Source organism: Solihabitans fulvus (assembly GCF_008386585.1).
Taxonomy (GTDB): domain Bacteria; phylum Actinomycetota; class Actinomycetes; order Mycobacteriales; family Pseudonocardiaceae; genus Solihabitans; species Solihabitans fulvus.
In genome coordinates this window covers 1-13,837 of sequence record NZ_VUOB01000073.1, presented here as the reverse complement: position 1 = coordinate 13,837, position 13,837 = coordinate 1, and the positions used below count along the sequence as shown (strand labels likewise).

Here is a 13,837-nt window from a genome sequence, read left to right as displayed (position 1 = left end):
CCGACCAACTTCGAGTCGAGCAACCTCAGTAGCGCGGTCCCGGCTTGTCCGCAATGCCGAGATCTTCGCTTCGTCGCTCGCCGGGTTCATCCTTCGAGACGAGGGCATACGAGAAGCGGCGAATCCTCGGTACCCAGCGCTGGAACACTGACAGGTCGGCCAGCGTCACACCCGTCAACCCATATGCCAGACCGTCGTGCAGCCGGGACCAGTCCCGCGTGAACTGCTCAGATACCACGCCAACCACGCGGTTGACCCCGTCGCGGGGTTCGGTGTCGTCGACGAACTGGGTCCACGGGGTGTTTGACGGTCGGCGCATGAGACCACCCGCGATGTTGTGAGCCGGATCGGGGCGGGTGTACAGCACCTGCTCCAGCAGGCTGGCGTGGGCGGTGAGAAGGCCGAGTAGCACGACCACCGCCTCGTACTCGCCGGGCTGGTCGCCGTTGCCCAGGAACTGGGACGCCTCGGACAGGTCCCGTGTGGCGCGCAGCATCCTATAGAGGTTGAACAGCCGCTTGGCCTCTCGTGGCGTGTCGATGAGCACGTCCAGTGCCGACAGTAACGCCAGCTCCGGTTCCGTCAGTGGCTGTGGTGGCGTGCTGGACATTGTGCGCCGCAGTTGTGCCTCGACCTCGGAACCCGCCTCGACGGAGATCCCAGGATCGACGTGGCCTCCCGGAGAGGAAGCCTCTGGGGTGAGCCGATCGGGGATGGGTATGTCATGCGACGTGGTTCCGTCGCCGTCGACGATCGACCGCAGCAGTCGCCGCAGGCTGCCCTGCGGCATGCCAGGCAACACCATGGGAATATTGATGATCTTCTCAAGGTAGTCGGCCGGCGTCACGTGCCAGCGACCGACGATCGGGTCTTCGTTGATGATGTCCTCGTAGTGGCTGCACAGTGACCGCAGCAACCATCGAGGATCCACGCCGATGACGACCACGAACAGCTCAAGCGCCAGCAGCAGGTGCACCGCTTGCAGCACCTCGACGACCTGTTCGGGTTCGCACCTGTCCAGATCGTCGATGTAGAGCACGATCCGGTCGATCGGTCCGTGGGCGGTACCGTCGTCGGCGCCCTTCTGCTGATCCGCCAACAGCGCGATCAGCTGCTCGAAGTCCTTGCGAATCATGGAGATCAGACCGAGGTTGCGTGCATAGGAGTCGCCGGCGGCGCGGTCTGCCAGGAAACGGTAGAGCCGCCGGCCGGGAGCCAATTCGGCGAGCTGTCGCCCCAGTTCGCCAACGTGTGACACGACCTTGCTCAGCTGTGCCTCGGCCACGCGTTGGTCGGCCTCGGCCTGTCGGAGCGCTTCGAGCGGCACGGACGCGTCCGACAGTGATCGGTCCCGGGAAGCGCGATCTGTGCCGGAGCGCAGGTCCTCGCCAAGCGACCGCAGCGCGCGAAGGCCGGATTGAGCACGCGCCATCACAAAGGTGCCAACCCCGAACACCACGGTCAACGCGCCGGTAACGCCGGCAAGCCAACTTCGGAACGCGGGGGCGAACGCAGCCAGGACCACGCCCGCGACCAGCGCGAATCCTGCGAATTCGAGGGTCAGCCTGCCTGCCCGGTCCATTGGGGCTCGGCGCAGGGCGGCGACATCGGTCAGTGTGCCGTGCAGCTGCGCTGCCAGGAGCTTTGCCTGTTCGGCCTGGTCGTGGACACCTAGGCTGCGCCACAGTGAGTTCAGCTGTCGGCGCACCTCCGGCGACTTGCGTAGCGCCGTGATCAGGTCGCCCGTGCGGGCTTCTCTAGCTGCGACGGCAGCATCCACCTTTGCCTGTAGTTCTGCGGCGGTCGTGCGTGCCTGGTGTGTGGCGGCCTCAAGTTCGGCGCGTTGGTCCAGTCGCTCGGTCAGCTTGACGCGCAACTCTCGCCGACGGTCCTCCGAGTTCGGTTCGGGGCCGGCGAGCTGTCGGAAGATCTCATCGCCAAGGCTCGCCCACAGGTTCGCGTCCGAGTAGTGCCAGGCGTTGAAACCAATCTGGGCGACGTTGGCGCAGTAGCCTAGATTGCTGGACGCGGTCAACTCAGCCACTTGGTGGCGTAGCAGCCCCATGAAGTAGCTCTTGCCGGATCCCCACTCCCCGAAGATCCCCACGGACAGGGGAGTCGGCGTCTTCCGGTCGGCGATCACCGTAGCGAGCATGGACACATAAGGTGCGACGCCAAGGTTGTCCTTGTCGAGCGGAATACCGGAGTTCGGGTCCACCCAGTCGCCGGACACACCGCCGGCGAGGTCGAATGGACGGGTGTTCCCGTCACCGGGTTCCTGATTGTCTGACAGAGGCAGCCTGCCTTCGAGCGCGGCTGTCACAGTCTCCGCGTCGGGCTTGTTCGTGGTCAGGAACGCCAAGTGCCGCAGTGGCAATCCGTCGGCTGCCTCGATCGCGGCCGGCACCGCGACAGCGGCGACTCTACTCATCGAGAGTCCCAAAGCGCCCGTGCCCAGTATGGGGATTCCAACGGCGGAGGCACCAGCCTCGGCCGCCACTCGGAGGGCGTTTGTCGTGGCTAGCACGATCGTATCGAATGTTGAGCGGACCCCGTCGTCGTCCTGCGGCGAGGTGAGGACCGCAAGCCAGGGCCCGCTCCCCGGAACCTCGCGCGCACGTAGCAAAAGCGTGCCGGGGCGGTCCGGGGTGATGCTAGCGAGCTGCACAGATTGCCACTGCGCTTGGGGGAACTGCTCCCTGACGACTAGCCCCAGGTTTCCCAACGCTCCGCCGACCGACAACACGATTGCGTCGATGGGCAGAGTCCACGGCCTGACGTTGACCTCGACCGAAACCCGTGCGCGATGAGTTGCGGATCGGGCGTTCGCCGACGAATCCGAATTTTCCATGATGCGGCTCCCCTTGGCAGGGAGCGCACTTTATCCAGGAAGTGCAACGTATCGCCGCGGAACGGCTGTGTTGCCGGCGCCACCACTCTTTTGGGGCCCTTACTGCGGACCGAGCAACCTCACCAGCGCGGCGTGGTAGATGGCCTGGACCGTGGGGACGGTGTCAGTGCGGAAGCGCTCGTCGGTCGCGTGCAGCCCGGTGTAGGCGACGCCGAAGCCGGCGGTCGCGGGGATGCCGAGTCCGGCAAGGTAGTTGCCGATGTTGGATGGTCCCGCGATCTTGGGCTGGACGTCGACGCCGAACGCGCGGGCGGCCTCGATCAGAGTGGATCGCAGGGGAGAGTCGGCTGGCAGGGCGAACGCCGGCCACCGCGTCGTGACCTCGATCAGCGTCGGCTGCGTACCCGGCCACGCCTGGTCCACCTCGGCGACCACGCGTTCCAGCAGGCTCGCGGCCGCGACGTCGTCGAAGACAGGCGTGGTCCGGACGTCGACATTGATCGTGCACAGGTCGGGGGTCACCGAATAGCCTTCGCCGCCCCGCATGGCCGTGACGGTTACCTTGCCCTGCAAGGGGAAATCCGCCCTGGCCCCGTCAGGAAGCTTCACAGCGGCAAGTTCGCGAACCAGGTGCGAGGCTTTCTCGATGGCGTTGGGGGTTGCCGTGCTGCCACCGGAGTGCGAGGACGTGCCGTGGACGTGGAGCCCGACCCGGTAGACGCCGCGCCCGCCGACGACGAGCTTGTCCATGCCGGGATAGCCGATCATCACCCCGGCCACTTCCGGCGGCGCGTCGGGGCCTTCGAAGTACTGCCTCGCGCCGCCGAACCCGCCGGTGTGCTCGTCGAGGTCGAACAGCAGCACCAGTGTCCCGTGCAGGTGTTCGGTGGCTGCGGCCAACCTGACCGCCAGGTGGCAGAAGATCGCGACGGCGACCTTGGAGTCGGAGCTGCCGCGCCCCCACATCCAGCCGCTGTCGGTGATGCCGGAGGTGGGGGAGTGGGTCCAGGCGTTCTCGTCGCCGAAGGGCGCGGAGTCCAAGCAGGCGTCCAGCACCCACAGCGGGCCAGGGACCGCGCCACTGACCTCGCTGGTCAGACCGACCGCCGCGCCGGTGGCGTCGTGCACCACGTTGACGGGTAGGTCGTGCTCGCTCATCCAGGTCGACAGCAGGGTGATGATCGGGTCGTAGGGGTCGATGCCGCCGCGGCTGGGGATGCGGATCAGCGCGCGGGTCAGGTCGAGGACGGAGTCGTGATCCTCTTTGGCGGCGGCAAGGATGTGAGCATGGTCGGCACCGTCGTGCCAGCGGCAGGAACTCATGGTCACACCTGCCCTCCTTGACCGGGGTTGACGTGTGGAGTGCGCGGCATCGGCAACGTCCGCACGGCGGCGGGTGTCTCGACGCGCCGTGCGGCGGCGTAGCACTGGCGGGCGTGGTCGATCAGCCGCTCCGCGGCCCCGGCGCCGAGCAGGATCCCGGAGTCGAACGCGTCGACCGAGGTGAGGCTCGGGATGGGCACGACTGCGGAGTGCTCGGACGCGCAGAAGAACCGCTCCGGGATGTCCAGCTCGTCGGCGATGACGCCCACGTGCAACGTCTTGAGCCCGAAGCTGCGGTCGTGTGGGTCGCGCAGCTCCAGCAGCCGCAGGAGGTGTTGGGTGAGGTCGGTGTGGCGGGGCGGGCCGAACAGCACCCGGTAGTGCACGAGCTCCGGCCGCACGGCCAGCGCGGTCTCGATGGCGTGGAGGTAGACCACATCGCGCGATCGCGAACCAGCGATGGCGAGGTAGCGCTCGGCGCGCTCGACCACATCGACCATCGCGGCACGGAGATCCTGGTGCCCGACCAGAAGTTGCGGGACTTCTTCGGCGGCGGAGAGCCTCGCGTCCTGGTGGGCGAACAGCGTCTCCGGCGGTTGGCCGTAGTAGTCCGAGAGCAGGGCGCGGTACTTCACGCTGGTGGTGTGCCTTCCCCGTTCCCAGCCCGACAGCATGCTCGGGGTGACCCCGGAAGAACCCTCGGGAGTGTGTTTGTCGAGGTCGGCGCAGACCTGTTCGAGCGTGGCTGGGATGGCCGAACGCGCGTGGCGCAACGGGGTGACCGCAGGGCTGTCGATGTTCCTGCCTGCTCGCGCCATCGCCCCTCCGCGTGCCAACTGCCTACCGGACTGTCGCCGAGTGGTCCACCGTCATCCCCCTGATGACCTCACCCGAGGCGAGCTTGTCGCACACCGCGACCCAGCTCGGATGCTTGGCGACCAGGGTGTAGCCCTGAGGCGGATGGAACGAGCCGAGCATCGTCGTCAACTCCGCCGCGCTGAATCCCCGGTACTCCCGCACGCGGCGGATCGGCAGCGCGAACCCGTGCTCAAGGTCCTTCAGGTACTCGTGCACCGACGCGCCGTTGCCCACGCGGACCCGTTCGGCGATCTCGGCGACACGTTCAGGGGTGTCCACGATGGCCGTGTCCAGGTCGATCACAGCGGCGAGCCGCGAGACGGGGGCAGTGAGGTAGACGTACCAGGTGCTGGCGCGGCCGGTGAGGTAGCGGCGGCGGAACTCGTGGCTCTTGAGCCCCTGCCACATCAACTCGTAGTACTCCGGGTTGAGCGACATCAGCACCGGCTCCGACGGAGGCACGAGCTCCACGTCATCGAAAAGGCCGTCCTGCACTAGTGAACTCCCTCGTGCGTTCGTCTCCACGATCGCGTCTGGCCTCGGCGCGAACCGCTGGCGGAGAAGACCGACACGATGACCCACTGTAGCGAGTGAATGGCCTCCGGCCGAGTTCGACCTCAGGCAACACGGTGCGGGCTGGTGGTTTGTCATCGCAGGTGACCAGCGGCTCCACAGGTGGTGAACAACCCAATGCACACCCCGTGACCTGGCCCGTTCGTGCACACCGAGTGACGCTGGTCGCACCAACAGCAACCGAGTCACGAGGAGGCGGGCGTGTGCACAACGACAAGCCATTCGGTGATCGGTTTCCCCCGCGAATCCACTCCCGGCGACCGCCGCACCCTCCTGACACCGACCGTCGTGCGGCTGCTGAACGAGGCCGGGTTCACCGTGCTGGCCGAACCCGGCCTGGCCCTCGGCATCGGCTGCCCCGACGAGCTGCTGGCGGCCGAGGGCGTGCAGTTCGCTTCGGCAGAGGAGGTGTGGTCAGCGCCGCTGGTGCTGCGCTACAAGTGCACCGACCCCGAAGACATGGGTCGACTCAGCCCGGACCAGTCGATCGGCGGCCTGTTTCATGCCGAGGGTGACCCCGGCATGCTTGCCGCGCTCACCGTGAGCCGGGCCACCGTCTACAGCTACGAGTTCCTCACCGAGGACGGTCAGTTCCCGCTCGCGGTGGCCGGCAGCCAGATCGCCGGCGTGCAGGCCGTTCACCTCGGTGTGCAAGCTCTGCAACTTCCGGCCGGCCGAGGTGTGCTGCTTGGTGCGGTTACTAGTGCCGAGCCCGCCGAAGTGGTGGTCATCGGATGCGGCAACGTCGGCTCGGCCGCCGCCGACACCGCAGCCGCCCTCGGTGCGTCGGTGACCGTCCTGGCCCGAACCGAGCCCGCCGCCGCGTCCTATCGCAGCCGAACCCCACATGGTGTTCAGGTCGTCGTCAACACTCCCTCGACGCTGGCTCGGCTACTCACCGAGGCTGACCTGGTCATCGGCGCCATCCTGATCTCCACTTTCGACACTCCACCCATGATCACCGAAGCCGACCTGGCCACGATGAAGCCCGGCGCCGTGATCGTGGACGCCACCTGTGGCTACGGCCCCGGCTACCTGCCCACCGCCGGCCCCACCCAGTCGCCAGGCGCCCCGCCGCACGTGGTGGGCGGCGTGCTGCATGTCAAGGTCGACACGCTGCCCGCCCTTGTGCCCCGCACGGCCAGCTCCGCCTACACCGCCGCCGCGGCGCCCTACCTCCTGCGGCTGGCCCAGCACGTCCTCCATGGCACCGAGGACCTGGCGATCGCCTCGGCGTGCATCGCCCACGCCGGCGAGTTGGTGCACCTCGTCTGCCGACAGCACGCCGCCTTCTACGAACTCGGAGCGTCGGCATGACTGCCGGGTCGCCGGCCCACGTTGTCGCTGGCTACTTGGACCGTGTGCCGTTCGCGCGCGCCGAAGCGGCGGCTGTCGCCAAGCCGCGGTTGCTGCGCGGACTACTCGGTCGTGCCCGGCACGTAGCTGAGTTGCCCTGTGCTGCCGGACACTTCCTCGACGGGTACGTCGACGCGAACGTCAAGGTCACGCTCGTCGACGGCAACGCGGCGATGCTGTCCGCCGCTGTCGAGCACGCCACCACGGCGGGGCTGCCCGCCGAACGCACCCACGCTCGCGTCGCACTCGTTCAAGAACTCGATGCCCTGCCGGCGGTCGACCTCGTGGTCATTCCGAACGCTGCGCTCAACCAACTCGCCTGCCAGAACACGCTTGCCGACCTCCTGGCGGGCATCCATGCTGCACTCCGGCACGGAGCCGACCTTCTCGCCCAGGTGCTGTGCTCCCATTCCGGCGCCGAACCCGACGCCAGCGGCTTCTACGACGCCGCGCGCCCGCACGACGTGTGGTTCGCCGACCGCTACCTCGACCCCGCCGAGGCCGCCGGCTCGGTCCTGCGACGCCGCTGCCAACGCCGCGAAGCCCCCAACCGACTGCGCATCGAATTCGACTATGTCGACCACCGCGGTGCCAGCCTGCACACCACCGCCGTCCACCTCAAGATGTTCTCGGCCGCAGAGCTCACCGATGCGTTGACCGAGTCCGGCTTCGACCACGTCCGATTCCTGCCCGGCCACGGTGGACTGTCGGAGATCCTAGCCACCGCCGCCAGAAGCGCACGGTCATGACTGGCGCGCGAACCGTTGCGGCACCACAGGAGTACTGGGAGCGCTACTACGCCGAGCAGTTTCGCTTCGGCCTGGGCACCGAGGACATCCTGGCCGCCCTCGTGCAGGTCCCGCCGATCCACCGCTGGGCTGACCTCGGCTGCGGCTCGGAATCTCTGCTGTGGGCCATCGCCCTGCGCGCCGAGCGCCTGGTCGCCGTCGACGCCGATTCGCAGCGGTTGGCGATCCTGCGCGAGTTCGCTGCTGTGGAACGTCCTCGCGGCATCCACCGCACGGCCCTCACCCTGTGCGGCCGCACCGAACCGGACGCCTTCGTCAACCGGTGCCGGTCCTTGAAGGCCACTGTCGTGGCGGATTGCCTCACCGGCGCCCCTTTGGGCGACTCGATCCTCGCAGCGACGAAAGTCGAGCTGGTCACGCAGTTCGGCCTGCTCGGGCTATGCAGCAGTGAACAACACTTCCTCGACTGCTTCGCCGCCGTCCACCAACTCCTCGCGTCCGACGGCTGGGCCGCCGGCGCGAACTGGGTCGCCCGGGATCTCGCCGAACGGGTCGAGCTCACCGAACCGCTCTACTGGCAGGCCGCCGCCAACGCCGGCATCAGTCTCCTGCTCCTGCGCCGCATTCCGAGCGCGGACCCGGAGTTTCCGGCCGTCTGGACTTACCTGGGAAGGAAGCGTCACCCATGAACATCCCAACTCGACCGCCCGGGGCCTCAACCGCGGCAACCGAACTGGTCTTCGCTCCGGTCGGCATCGCTCACCTCACCAACACCAACGTCGACCTCGTGCGCGCCGCCGCGCGCGGCGCGCAGCGCCTGCGGGTCACCACCGCTGCCCAGCTCAACGGCACCCCGCACATCGGCACCGTCGTCACGGTCCTCACCGTTTTCGCGTTCACCGCACACGTCCGCGATGCGCTCGACCTGCCGGCCACGGTCATCTTCGACGCACTGGATAACGCGCCGGCCGAGCACATCGAGATCGAGGGGGCGGTCTACACCCGGACCGTCGGCGACCTCATCGACTCCGGCCACCTCGATCCCGTCCTACGTGTGTCCGGGTTCCAGCGGTTGCTTGCCTGGGCGTCGACCAAGAGCGGTGTGCGGTACGAATTTCGTCCCTACTCGGTGTATCAGGGCCTGCGGCCCGTGCGGGAATGCTTGCACGCCATCGCCTCCCGCCTCCAGGAGTTCGCGCCGATCGTCGCCCCTACCGATGGGATCGTGCGGATCCGACCCCGCTGCCCGCAGTGCCGCCTCATGGAGAAGTCGGCTGCGAACCTCCGAATCACTGCTGGCGACGGCGTCGTGCACCTGGACTCCCGCTGTCCAGAACACCGCCACTACCGCGAAAGCATCGACATCACCGGCGCCAGCGGCTGGTATGACGCCAACACGCCAGTCCGTTCCATCCAGAAGGGCTACCTTCTCGCCGCCGAGCGCGACTTGCACGACGCGTGTTCGGTTTCCGTCGACGGAGCCGACTGGGGCGGCGCTTGGCGCGCTCACGTTCTCGCGCCCGCCCTCGCTGCCCTCGGCGTCCCCGTCGCCGAGTGGCCCGTCAGCGTTTTCACTCCGATGATCCTTGATCGGTCCGCCGGCAAGCTGTCGAAGACTCTCTACGTTCGCTACGGCAAGAACTACACCGACCTACCCGAGGCGTTCCTCAACCTCGATCTCCTACTCGACCGTCACGGCGAGGACGCCCTCGACGCGATCTGGAGCGAGGCTCAGCTGTGGGCACGGGAGCCGCGCCGCCTGCATCGCTCCTACACGGTCGACTACCTCGCCAGGCTGCTACCTACCGCCGCGATCCCGGTCCAAGCCGCCCCGCTGGCCGCGACCCGCGCCGGAGCGACGGCATGATCTGCGCCGCCTACGATCTCCTCGACTGCGCCGCGCCCAACCCTGAACCCGGTGACCTGCTCAACGCCATGCGCGCCGCCGTGGCGAAGCTGGGGGCCACGATCCTGGGTGAACTGCCTGTGCTGTTCCAACCCCACGGCATCACCTGCGTGCTGGTGCTCGCCGAGTCTCATCTCATTGTCTCCACCTGGCCCGAACACCACCTCGCCCACGTCGACCTGTTCACGTGTCGTGCAGACACGGACGCCGAACAAGCCCTCCAGCCGATCGTCGACATCGTGCGGAGCAAGAAGATCCACGGACAACGCATCCGGCGCGCGATGCCGCCCAGACAGACGCGCATGTGCGCCCTGTAGAGCGGACAGCCTGCGGCGACCGGAGTTTGTCGGTGGTGGTGGCTACGGTGACGGCCGTGGTGCTTTCCCTGTGAACTGGGGCGAGCGCCACGGCCGTCGTCATCCGGCACAGGCAGGATGTGAAGCCCTCAAGCTCAGTTGCGATCCGCACCGGCCGCACTGACCGCGCGGTCGATGTCCGTTTTCCGGAGCCTACAGCCCACGTGTGGCTGGTAGGTCAACGCACTGTGCGTTCTGAGCATGAGGCTCTTAACCGGAGTTGACAGCGCGAGGCGAGTACGCGACTCTCACTCGCCGTGACTGACTCACTGCGATCCGCACACCCGCGTCGTCCCGGTGTCGCGGTCCAACTCTGGGGAGACGCCGCGCTGTTCACCCGCCCCGAACAAAAGGGAGAACGCGTGAGTTACCCGTGCCCCACGCCAACCGCCGCCGTCGGCGCGCTGGAAGCGATCTACTGGCATCCCGGGGTGATCTACCGGATCGACACGATCGAGGTGTTGCGTCCGATCGCCCGTTGGTCGGTGCGCCGCAACGAGACCACCGTCGTGCCCAGCCTGGCCTCGGCACTGACCGGGAGGACCGTGGACACCGCCGCCGGGCGGGCGCGCGCGCAACGAATGTCGCTGTGCCTGCGCGATGTCGCCTACCGCGTCCACGCGTTCATCGAACTGGGACCCAAGGCCACCAAGAGCATCGCCGCATACCTGGACCAGTTCCATCGCCGCGTCCGCCGCGGCGCGTGCTTCTCCCAGCCCTACCTGGGGATCCGGGAGTTCGTCGCCGACTTCGGCCCGGTCGCCGACCAGCCCGCCGAACCGATCGACCTGAACATGGGCCTCATGCCGCACTCGGCGGTCTACGCGACCGACGGCACCGTCACCCGGTGGAACTGGTTCCACGCCGAACTGCGCAAGGGAGTCCTTCAGGTTCCCAGGGATCCGATAACCCTGTCGAGTTCGGCGGGGTCGGGGTTGGAGGCGGCGGGCTGATGCTGCTGCACCACCTGGCCGAGCAAGGCCGCCTCGAAGCCTCCGACGGTGGGCCGGCGCACCATGCGGACCGCACCGTCCTGTGGCAACTCCACCTCAGCCCTGACGGGACGGCGCACCTGATCTCGGTCGGCACGGCCCGCGCGGGCAAGGCGGGTAAGACGGTTGTCGAGGGAGTGCCGCACTCGATTCCCGATCCCGGCCGGACCAGCGGAGTGGCGGCCGGCCTGGGCGCGGACACCGCCGAGTACGTCCTGGGCTGGCCGCGCCTGGCACCCAACACCGGGGCGCCGGTGCCGGACGCGAAGACTGCGGTGCGGCACGAGGCGTTCGTCGCGTTGACCCAACGGTGGGCCCAGACCACCGACCCGGTGGTGGACCCGGTGCCGCACGCGCTCGCCGCGTTCTTCCGCGAGGGAGGTCCCGCGCGCCTGGCCCGCCCGGACGGTGGGTCGGGCAGCCACTACATGGTCATCTACGTCGACGGCGAGCATGCCCAGTTCGCCCACCAGTCTCCGACCGCCGCCTCATTCTGGACACAGGAGATCGTCCGCCGCAAAGGTAAGTCCGCCTCTCCTGACACTGTCCACACCGGACTCTGCCTGATCTGCCGGGCCGACAAGCCAGTCACCAACACCATCCCGGGCAAGATTCCCGCCCGACTGGTGCCCGGCGCCACGCAGAACGTCGCGATCACCAGCGTCAACGACCCCGCCGCCGGATACGACGCCAGCACCGGCTTGGTCCACGCCCCGATCTGCTTTGACTGCGCCGACGCGATGGTCACCGGCGCCACCACGATCCTGTCCGACCCCGACCACACCCTGTCGGCCCCCGGCCGGTCGGTGACCGCATGGTGGACCAGCACCCCTCATCCCGACGCCGAGGCGTGCATGAAGGTGGTCAACTACACCGGTTCGCACCCCGCCGCCGCGGTGCGGGAGATCCTGGACAGCCTGTGGGACGGAAAGCCACGCGGCCGGGCGATCGACACCGCCCGGTTCACCACCGCGACCCTGTCGGGCAACGTGTCCAGGCTGGTCCTGCGGGACTGGCTGGACCTGTCGGTGGCGCAGTTGGTGACCCACGTGCGGACCTGGATCGCCACCCAGGCCGCCGGCACCGCTGCGGGCAGGGCCTATCCGGTGTGGCTGCTGGCGCTGGCCTGCGGCCGCTGGACCGGCGCCGCCTACGTCCCCCTTGGCGTCAAGGCCGACAACCGGCTGGCGGACCTGCGCGAGGCGCTGCTGCGCTCGGCGCTGACCGGCCGCCCCATCCCACACAAGGTCATCAGCAACCTGTTGGTCCGCATCCACCGCGACCATGCGATCGACGGCCCCCGCCTCGCGCTGATCGCCTTGGCGCTGCATCACCATCGAAAGGACCGGCCTGTGCCGTCCGTGGACTCTCCCGACCAACCCGCCGCCTACGTCGCCGGCCGCATCCTGGCCCTGCTGGGCAACATCCAGGCGCAGGCCAGCGACTACAAGGTCAACCGCACCTATCTCGCCCGCGCGATGTCCGGCGCCCGCACCCGCCCTGACGCCGCGTTGGCCCAGGGCGTCACCATGGCCCGTACCGCGTGGCTGCCCAAGCTGGCGCGGTTCAAACCGGCCGCGGCCACCGCGCTGCACGCCGACCTCACCGCGCTGCTCACCCGGCTCACCGACGTCCCCTTCGCGGGGCCGTTGAGCCACACCGACCACTTGTTGCTGGTGACCGGCATCGGCCACCAGGAAGAGCACATCCGCCAGTCCATCAAGGCCCGCAAGCAGGCCAAGGCCGCCGACACCAGCGAGGACCCGCAGTGACCCAGCCCGTGCACACCGATCCCGCGCTCCGCCACGACATGCTGCTGTTGTTCGACATCACCGACGGCAACCCCAACGGCGACCCCGACGCGGACAACCAACCTCGCCAGGACCTGGAGACCAACCAGGGACTGGCCACCGACGGGTCCGTCAAACGCAAGATCCGCGACACCATCGCCCTGGCCGCCCAGGCCGCGGGCCTGGACCTGAGCCGCTACCGGATCTTCATCGAGGCCGGCGAATCCCTCAACCCCAGGCTGGAGGAGTCCTACACCGCCAACGGGTTCGATCTGGAAACGGCCGAGGACGCCGAGGACTCCGACACCGCTGCTGCCAAGTCCAAGTCCCGCAAAGGCGCCCGGAAAGTGTTGCCCGCCGGCGATGCCGAGACCGCCTTGGCGTGGCTGCACAACCGGTACTTCGACCTCAGAATGTTCGGTGGCGTTCTGGGCACCGGTAACACCCCGTCGCTGGGGAAGACGCGCGGACCGCTGCAGGTCGGCTTCGCCCGCAGCATCTCTCCGATCACGCCTGAACAGCACACGATCACCCGGGTGGCCAAGGCACGGCAGACCGAGGCCCGCCACGGCGAGATCGGCAACAAGTGGACCATCCCCTATGGCCTGTACGCGGTCCGCCTGCACTACTCGGCATCGCGCGGAGAGAAGACCGGGGTCAGCAGCGACGACCTGCGTCTGCTCTACGACACGCTGATCATGATGTGGGACCACACCAGCTCCGCCGCGCGTGCCGACATGGCCACCCAGGGCCTGTTCGTGTTTACCCACCCCAATGCCTTCGGCGCCGCCCCGGCGGATGCGCTGTTGCGGCTGGTGACCATCACGCCGCGAGACGAGCAGCGGCCACCGCGCAGCTTCACCGACTACGAAGTCGTCGTCGACCACGCCAAGGTGCCCGAAGCCGTCACCCTCACCCGATTGGTGTAGGGGCTGCTTCGGAACCCCTAGCGTCACCCGACACGCCGCGACGTTCCCAACCACGACGATGGCGTGTTGCCAGCGAGACGCCACGCAGCAGAGTGAGTCTGCTCCTTGAGAACTGAAAGTACCTGCTCAGGCAGGGTGACACCGGCCCTCCGGG

At 68.1% G+C, this 13,837-nt stretch carries 12 protein-coding genes; 8 read left to right on the top strand and 4 right to left on the bottom strand.

Annotated elements, in window-relative coordinates:
- Positions 1-25: 25 nt before the first annotated feature.
- The 4 genes from F0L68_RS34640 to F0L68_RS34625 form a co-directional block, all read right to left on the bottom strand.
- Positions 26-2,851, bottom strand: coding sequence for a P-loop NTPase fold protein (locus F0L68_RS34640; protein ID WP_149854115.1), 2,826 nt, complete (start codon positions 2,849-2,851; stop codon positions 26-28).
- Between the two features lie 99 nt (positions 2,852-2,950).
- Positions 2,951-4,174, bottom strand: coding sequence for a M20 family metallopeptidase (locus F0L68_RS34635; protein ID WP_149854179.1), 1,224 nt, complete (start codon positions 4,172-4,174; stop codon positions 2,951-2,953).
- Between the two features lie 2 nt (positions 4,175-4,176).
- A complete protein-coding gene (locus tag F0L68_RS43890) occupies positions 4,177-4,992 on the bottom strand; it encodes a helix-turn-helix domain-containing protein (RefSeq protein ID WP_223199396.1) in 816 nt (271 codons plus the stop codon).
- A 22-nt stretch (positions 4,993-5,014) separates the two neighbouring features.
- On the bottom strand, positions 5,015-5,494 hold the full coding sequence (locus F0L68_RS34625) for a hypothetical protein (RefSeq protein ID WP_223199395.1): 480 nt from the start codon (positions 5,492-5,494) through the stop codon (positions 5,015-5,017).
- 312 nt (positions 5,495-5,806) lie between these two features.
- Between F0L68_RS34625 and F0L68_RS34620 the strand changes: the two genes are divergently transcribed.
- The 8 genes from F0L68_RS34620 (at position 5,807) to cas7c (ending at position 13,683) form a co-directional block, all read left to right on the top strand.
- Positions 5,807-6,922, top strand: a complete 1,116-nt coding sequence (locus F0L68_RS34620; protein WP_223199394.1) for an NAD(P)-dependent oxidoreductase — start codon at positions 5,807-5,809, stop codon at positions 6,920-6,922.
- The gene (locus tag F0L68_RS34615) at positions 6,919-7,710 is read left to right on the top strand and encodes a class I SAM-dependent methyltransferase (protein WP_149854113.1); all 792 of its coding nucleotides are present in this window, start codon (positions 6,919-6,921) and stop codon (positions 7,708-7,710) included. Before F0L68_RS34620 ends, F0L68_RS34615 begins: the two co-directional genes overlap by 4 nt.
- On the top strand, positions 7,707-8,399 hold the full coding sequence (locus F0L68_RS34610; protein WP_149854112.1) for a class I SAM-dependent methyltransferase: 693 nt from the start codon (positions 7,707-7,709) through the stop codon (positions 8,397-8,399). The genes F0L68_RS34615 and F0L68_RS34610 overlap by 4 nt, the downstream gene beginning before the upstream one ends.
- A 98-nt stretch (positions 8,400-8,497) precedes the next feature.
- Positions 8,498-9,577: a hypothetical protein gene (locus F0L68_RS34605; protein WP_223199393.1), complete on the top strand. Its 1,080-nt coding sequence runs from the start codon at positions 8,498-8,500 to the stop codon at positions 9,575-9,577.
- On the top strand, positions 9,574-9,933 hold the full coding sequence (locus F0L68_RS34600; protein ID WP_149854110.1) for an S-adenosylmethionine decarboxylase family protein: 360 nt from the start codon (positions 9,574-9,576) through the stop codon (positions 9,931-9,933). Before F0L68_RS34605 ends, F0L68_RS34600 begins: the two co-directional genes overlap by 4 nt.
- A gap of 296 nt (positions 9,934-10,229) precedes the next feature.
- The gene (cas5c, locus tag F0L68_RS34595) at positions 10,230-10,925 is read left to right on the top strand and encodes a type I-C CRISPR-associated protein Cas5c (RefSeq protein WP_149854109.1); all 696 of its coding nucleotides are present in this window, start codon (positions 10,230-10,232) and stop codon (positions 10,923-10,925) included.
- The gene (locus F0L68_RS34590; protein WP_149854108.1) at positions 10,925-12,736 is read left to right on the top strand and encodes a type I-C CRISPR-associated protein Cas8c/Csd1; all 1,812 of its coding nucleotides are present in this window, start codon (positions 10,925-10,927) and stop codon (positions 12,734-12,736) included. Before cas5c ends, F0L68_RS34590 begins: the two co-directional genes overlap by 1 nt.
- Positions 12,733-13,683 carry a type I-C CRISPR-associated protein Cas7/Csd2 gene (cas7c, locus tag F0L68_RS34585; protein ID WP_223199392.1) on the top strand — a complete coding sequence of 317 codons (951 nt, stop codon included), beginning with the start codon at positions 12,733-12,735 and terminating at the stop codon, positions 13,681-13,683. Before F0L68_RS34590 ends, cas7c begins: the two co-directional genes overlap by 4 nt.
- Positions 13,684-13,837: the final 154 nt, after the last annotated feature.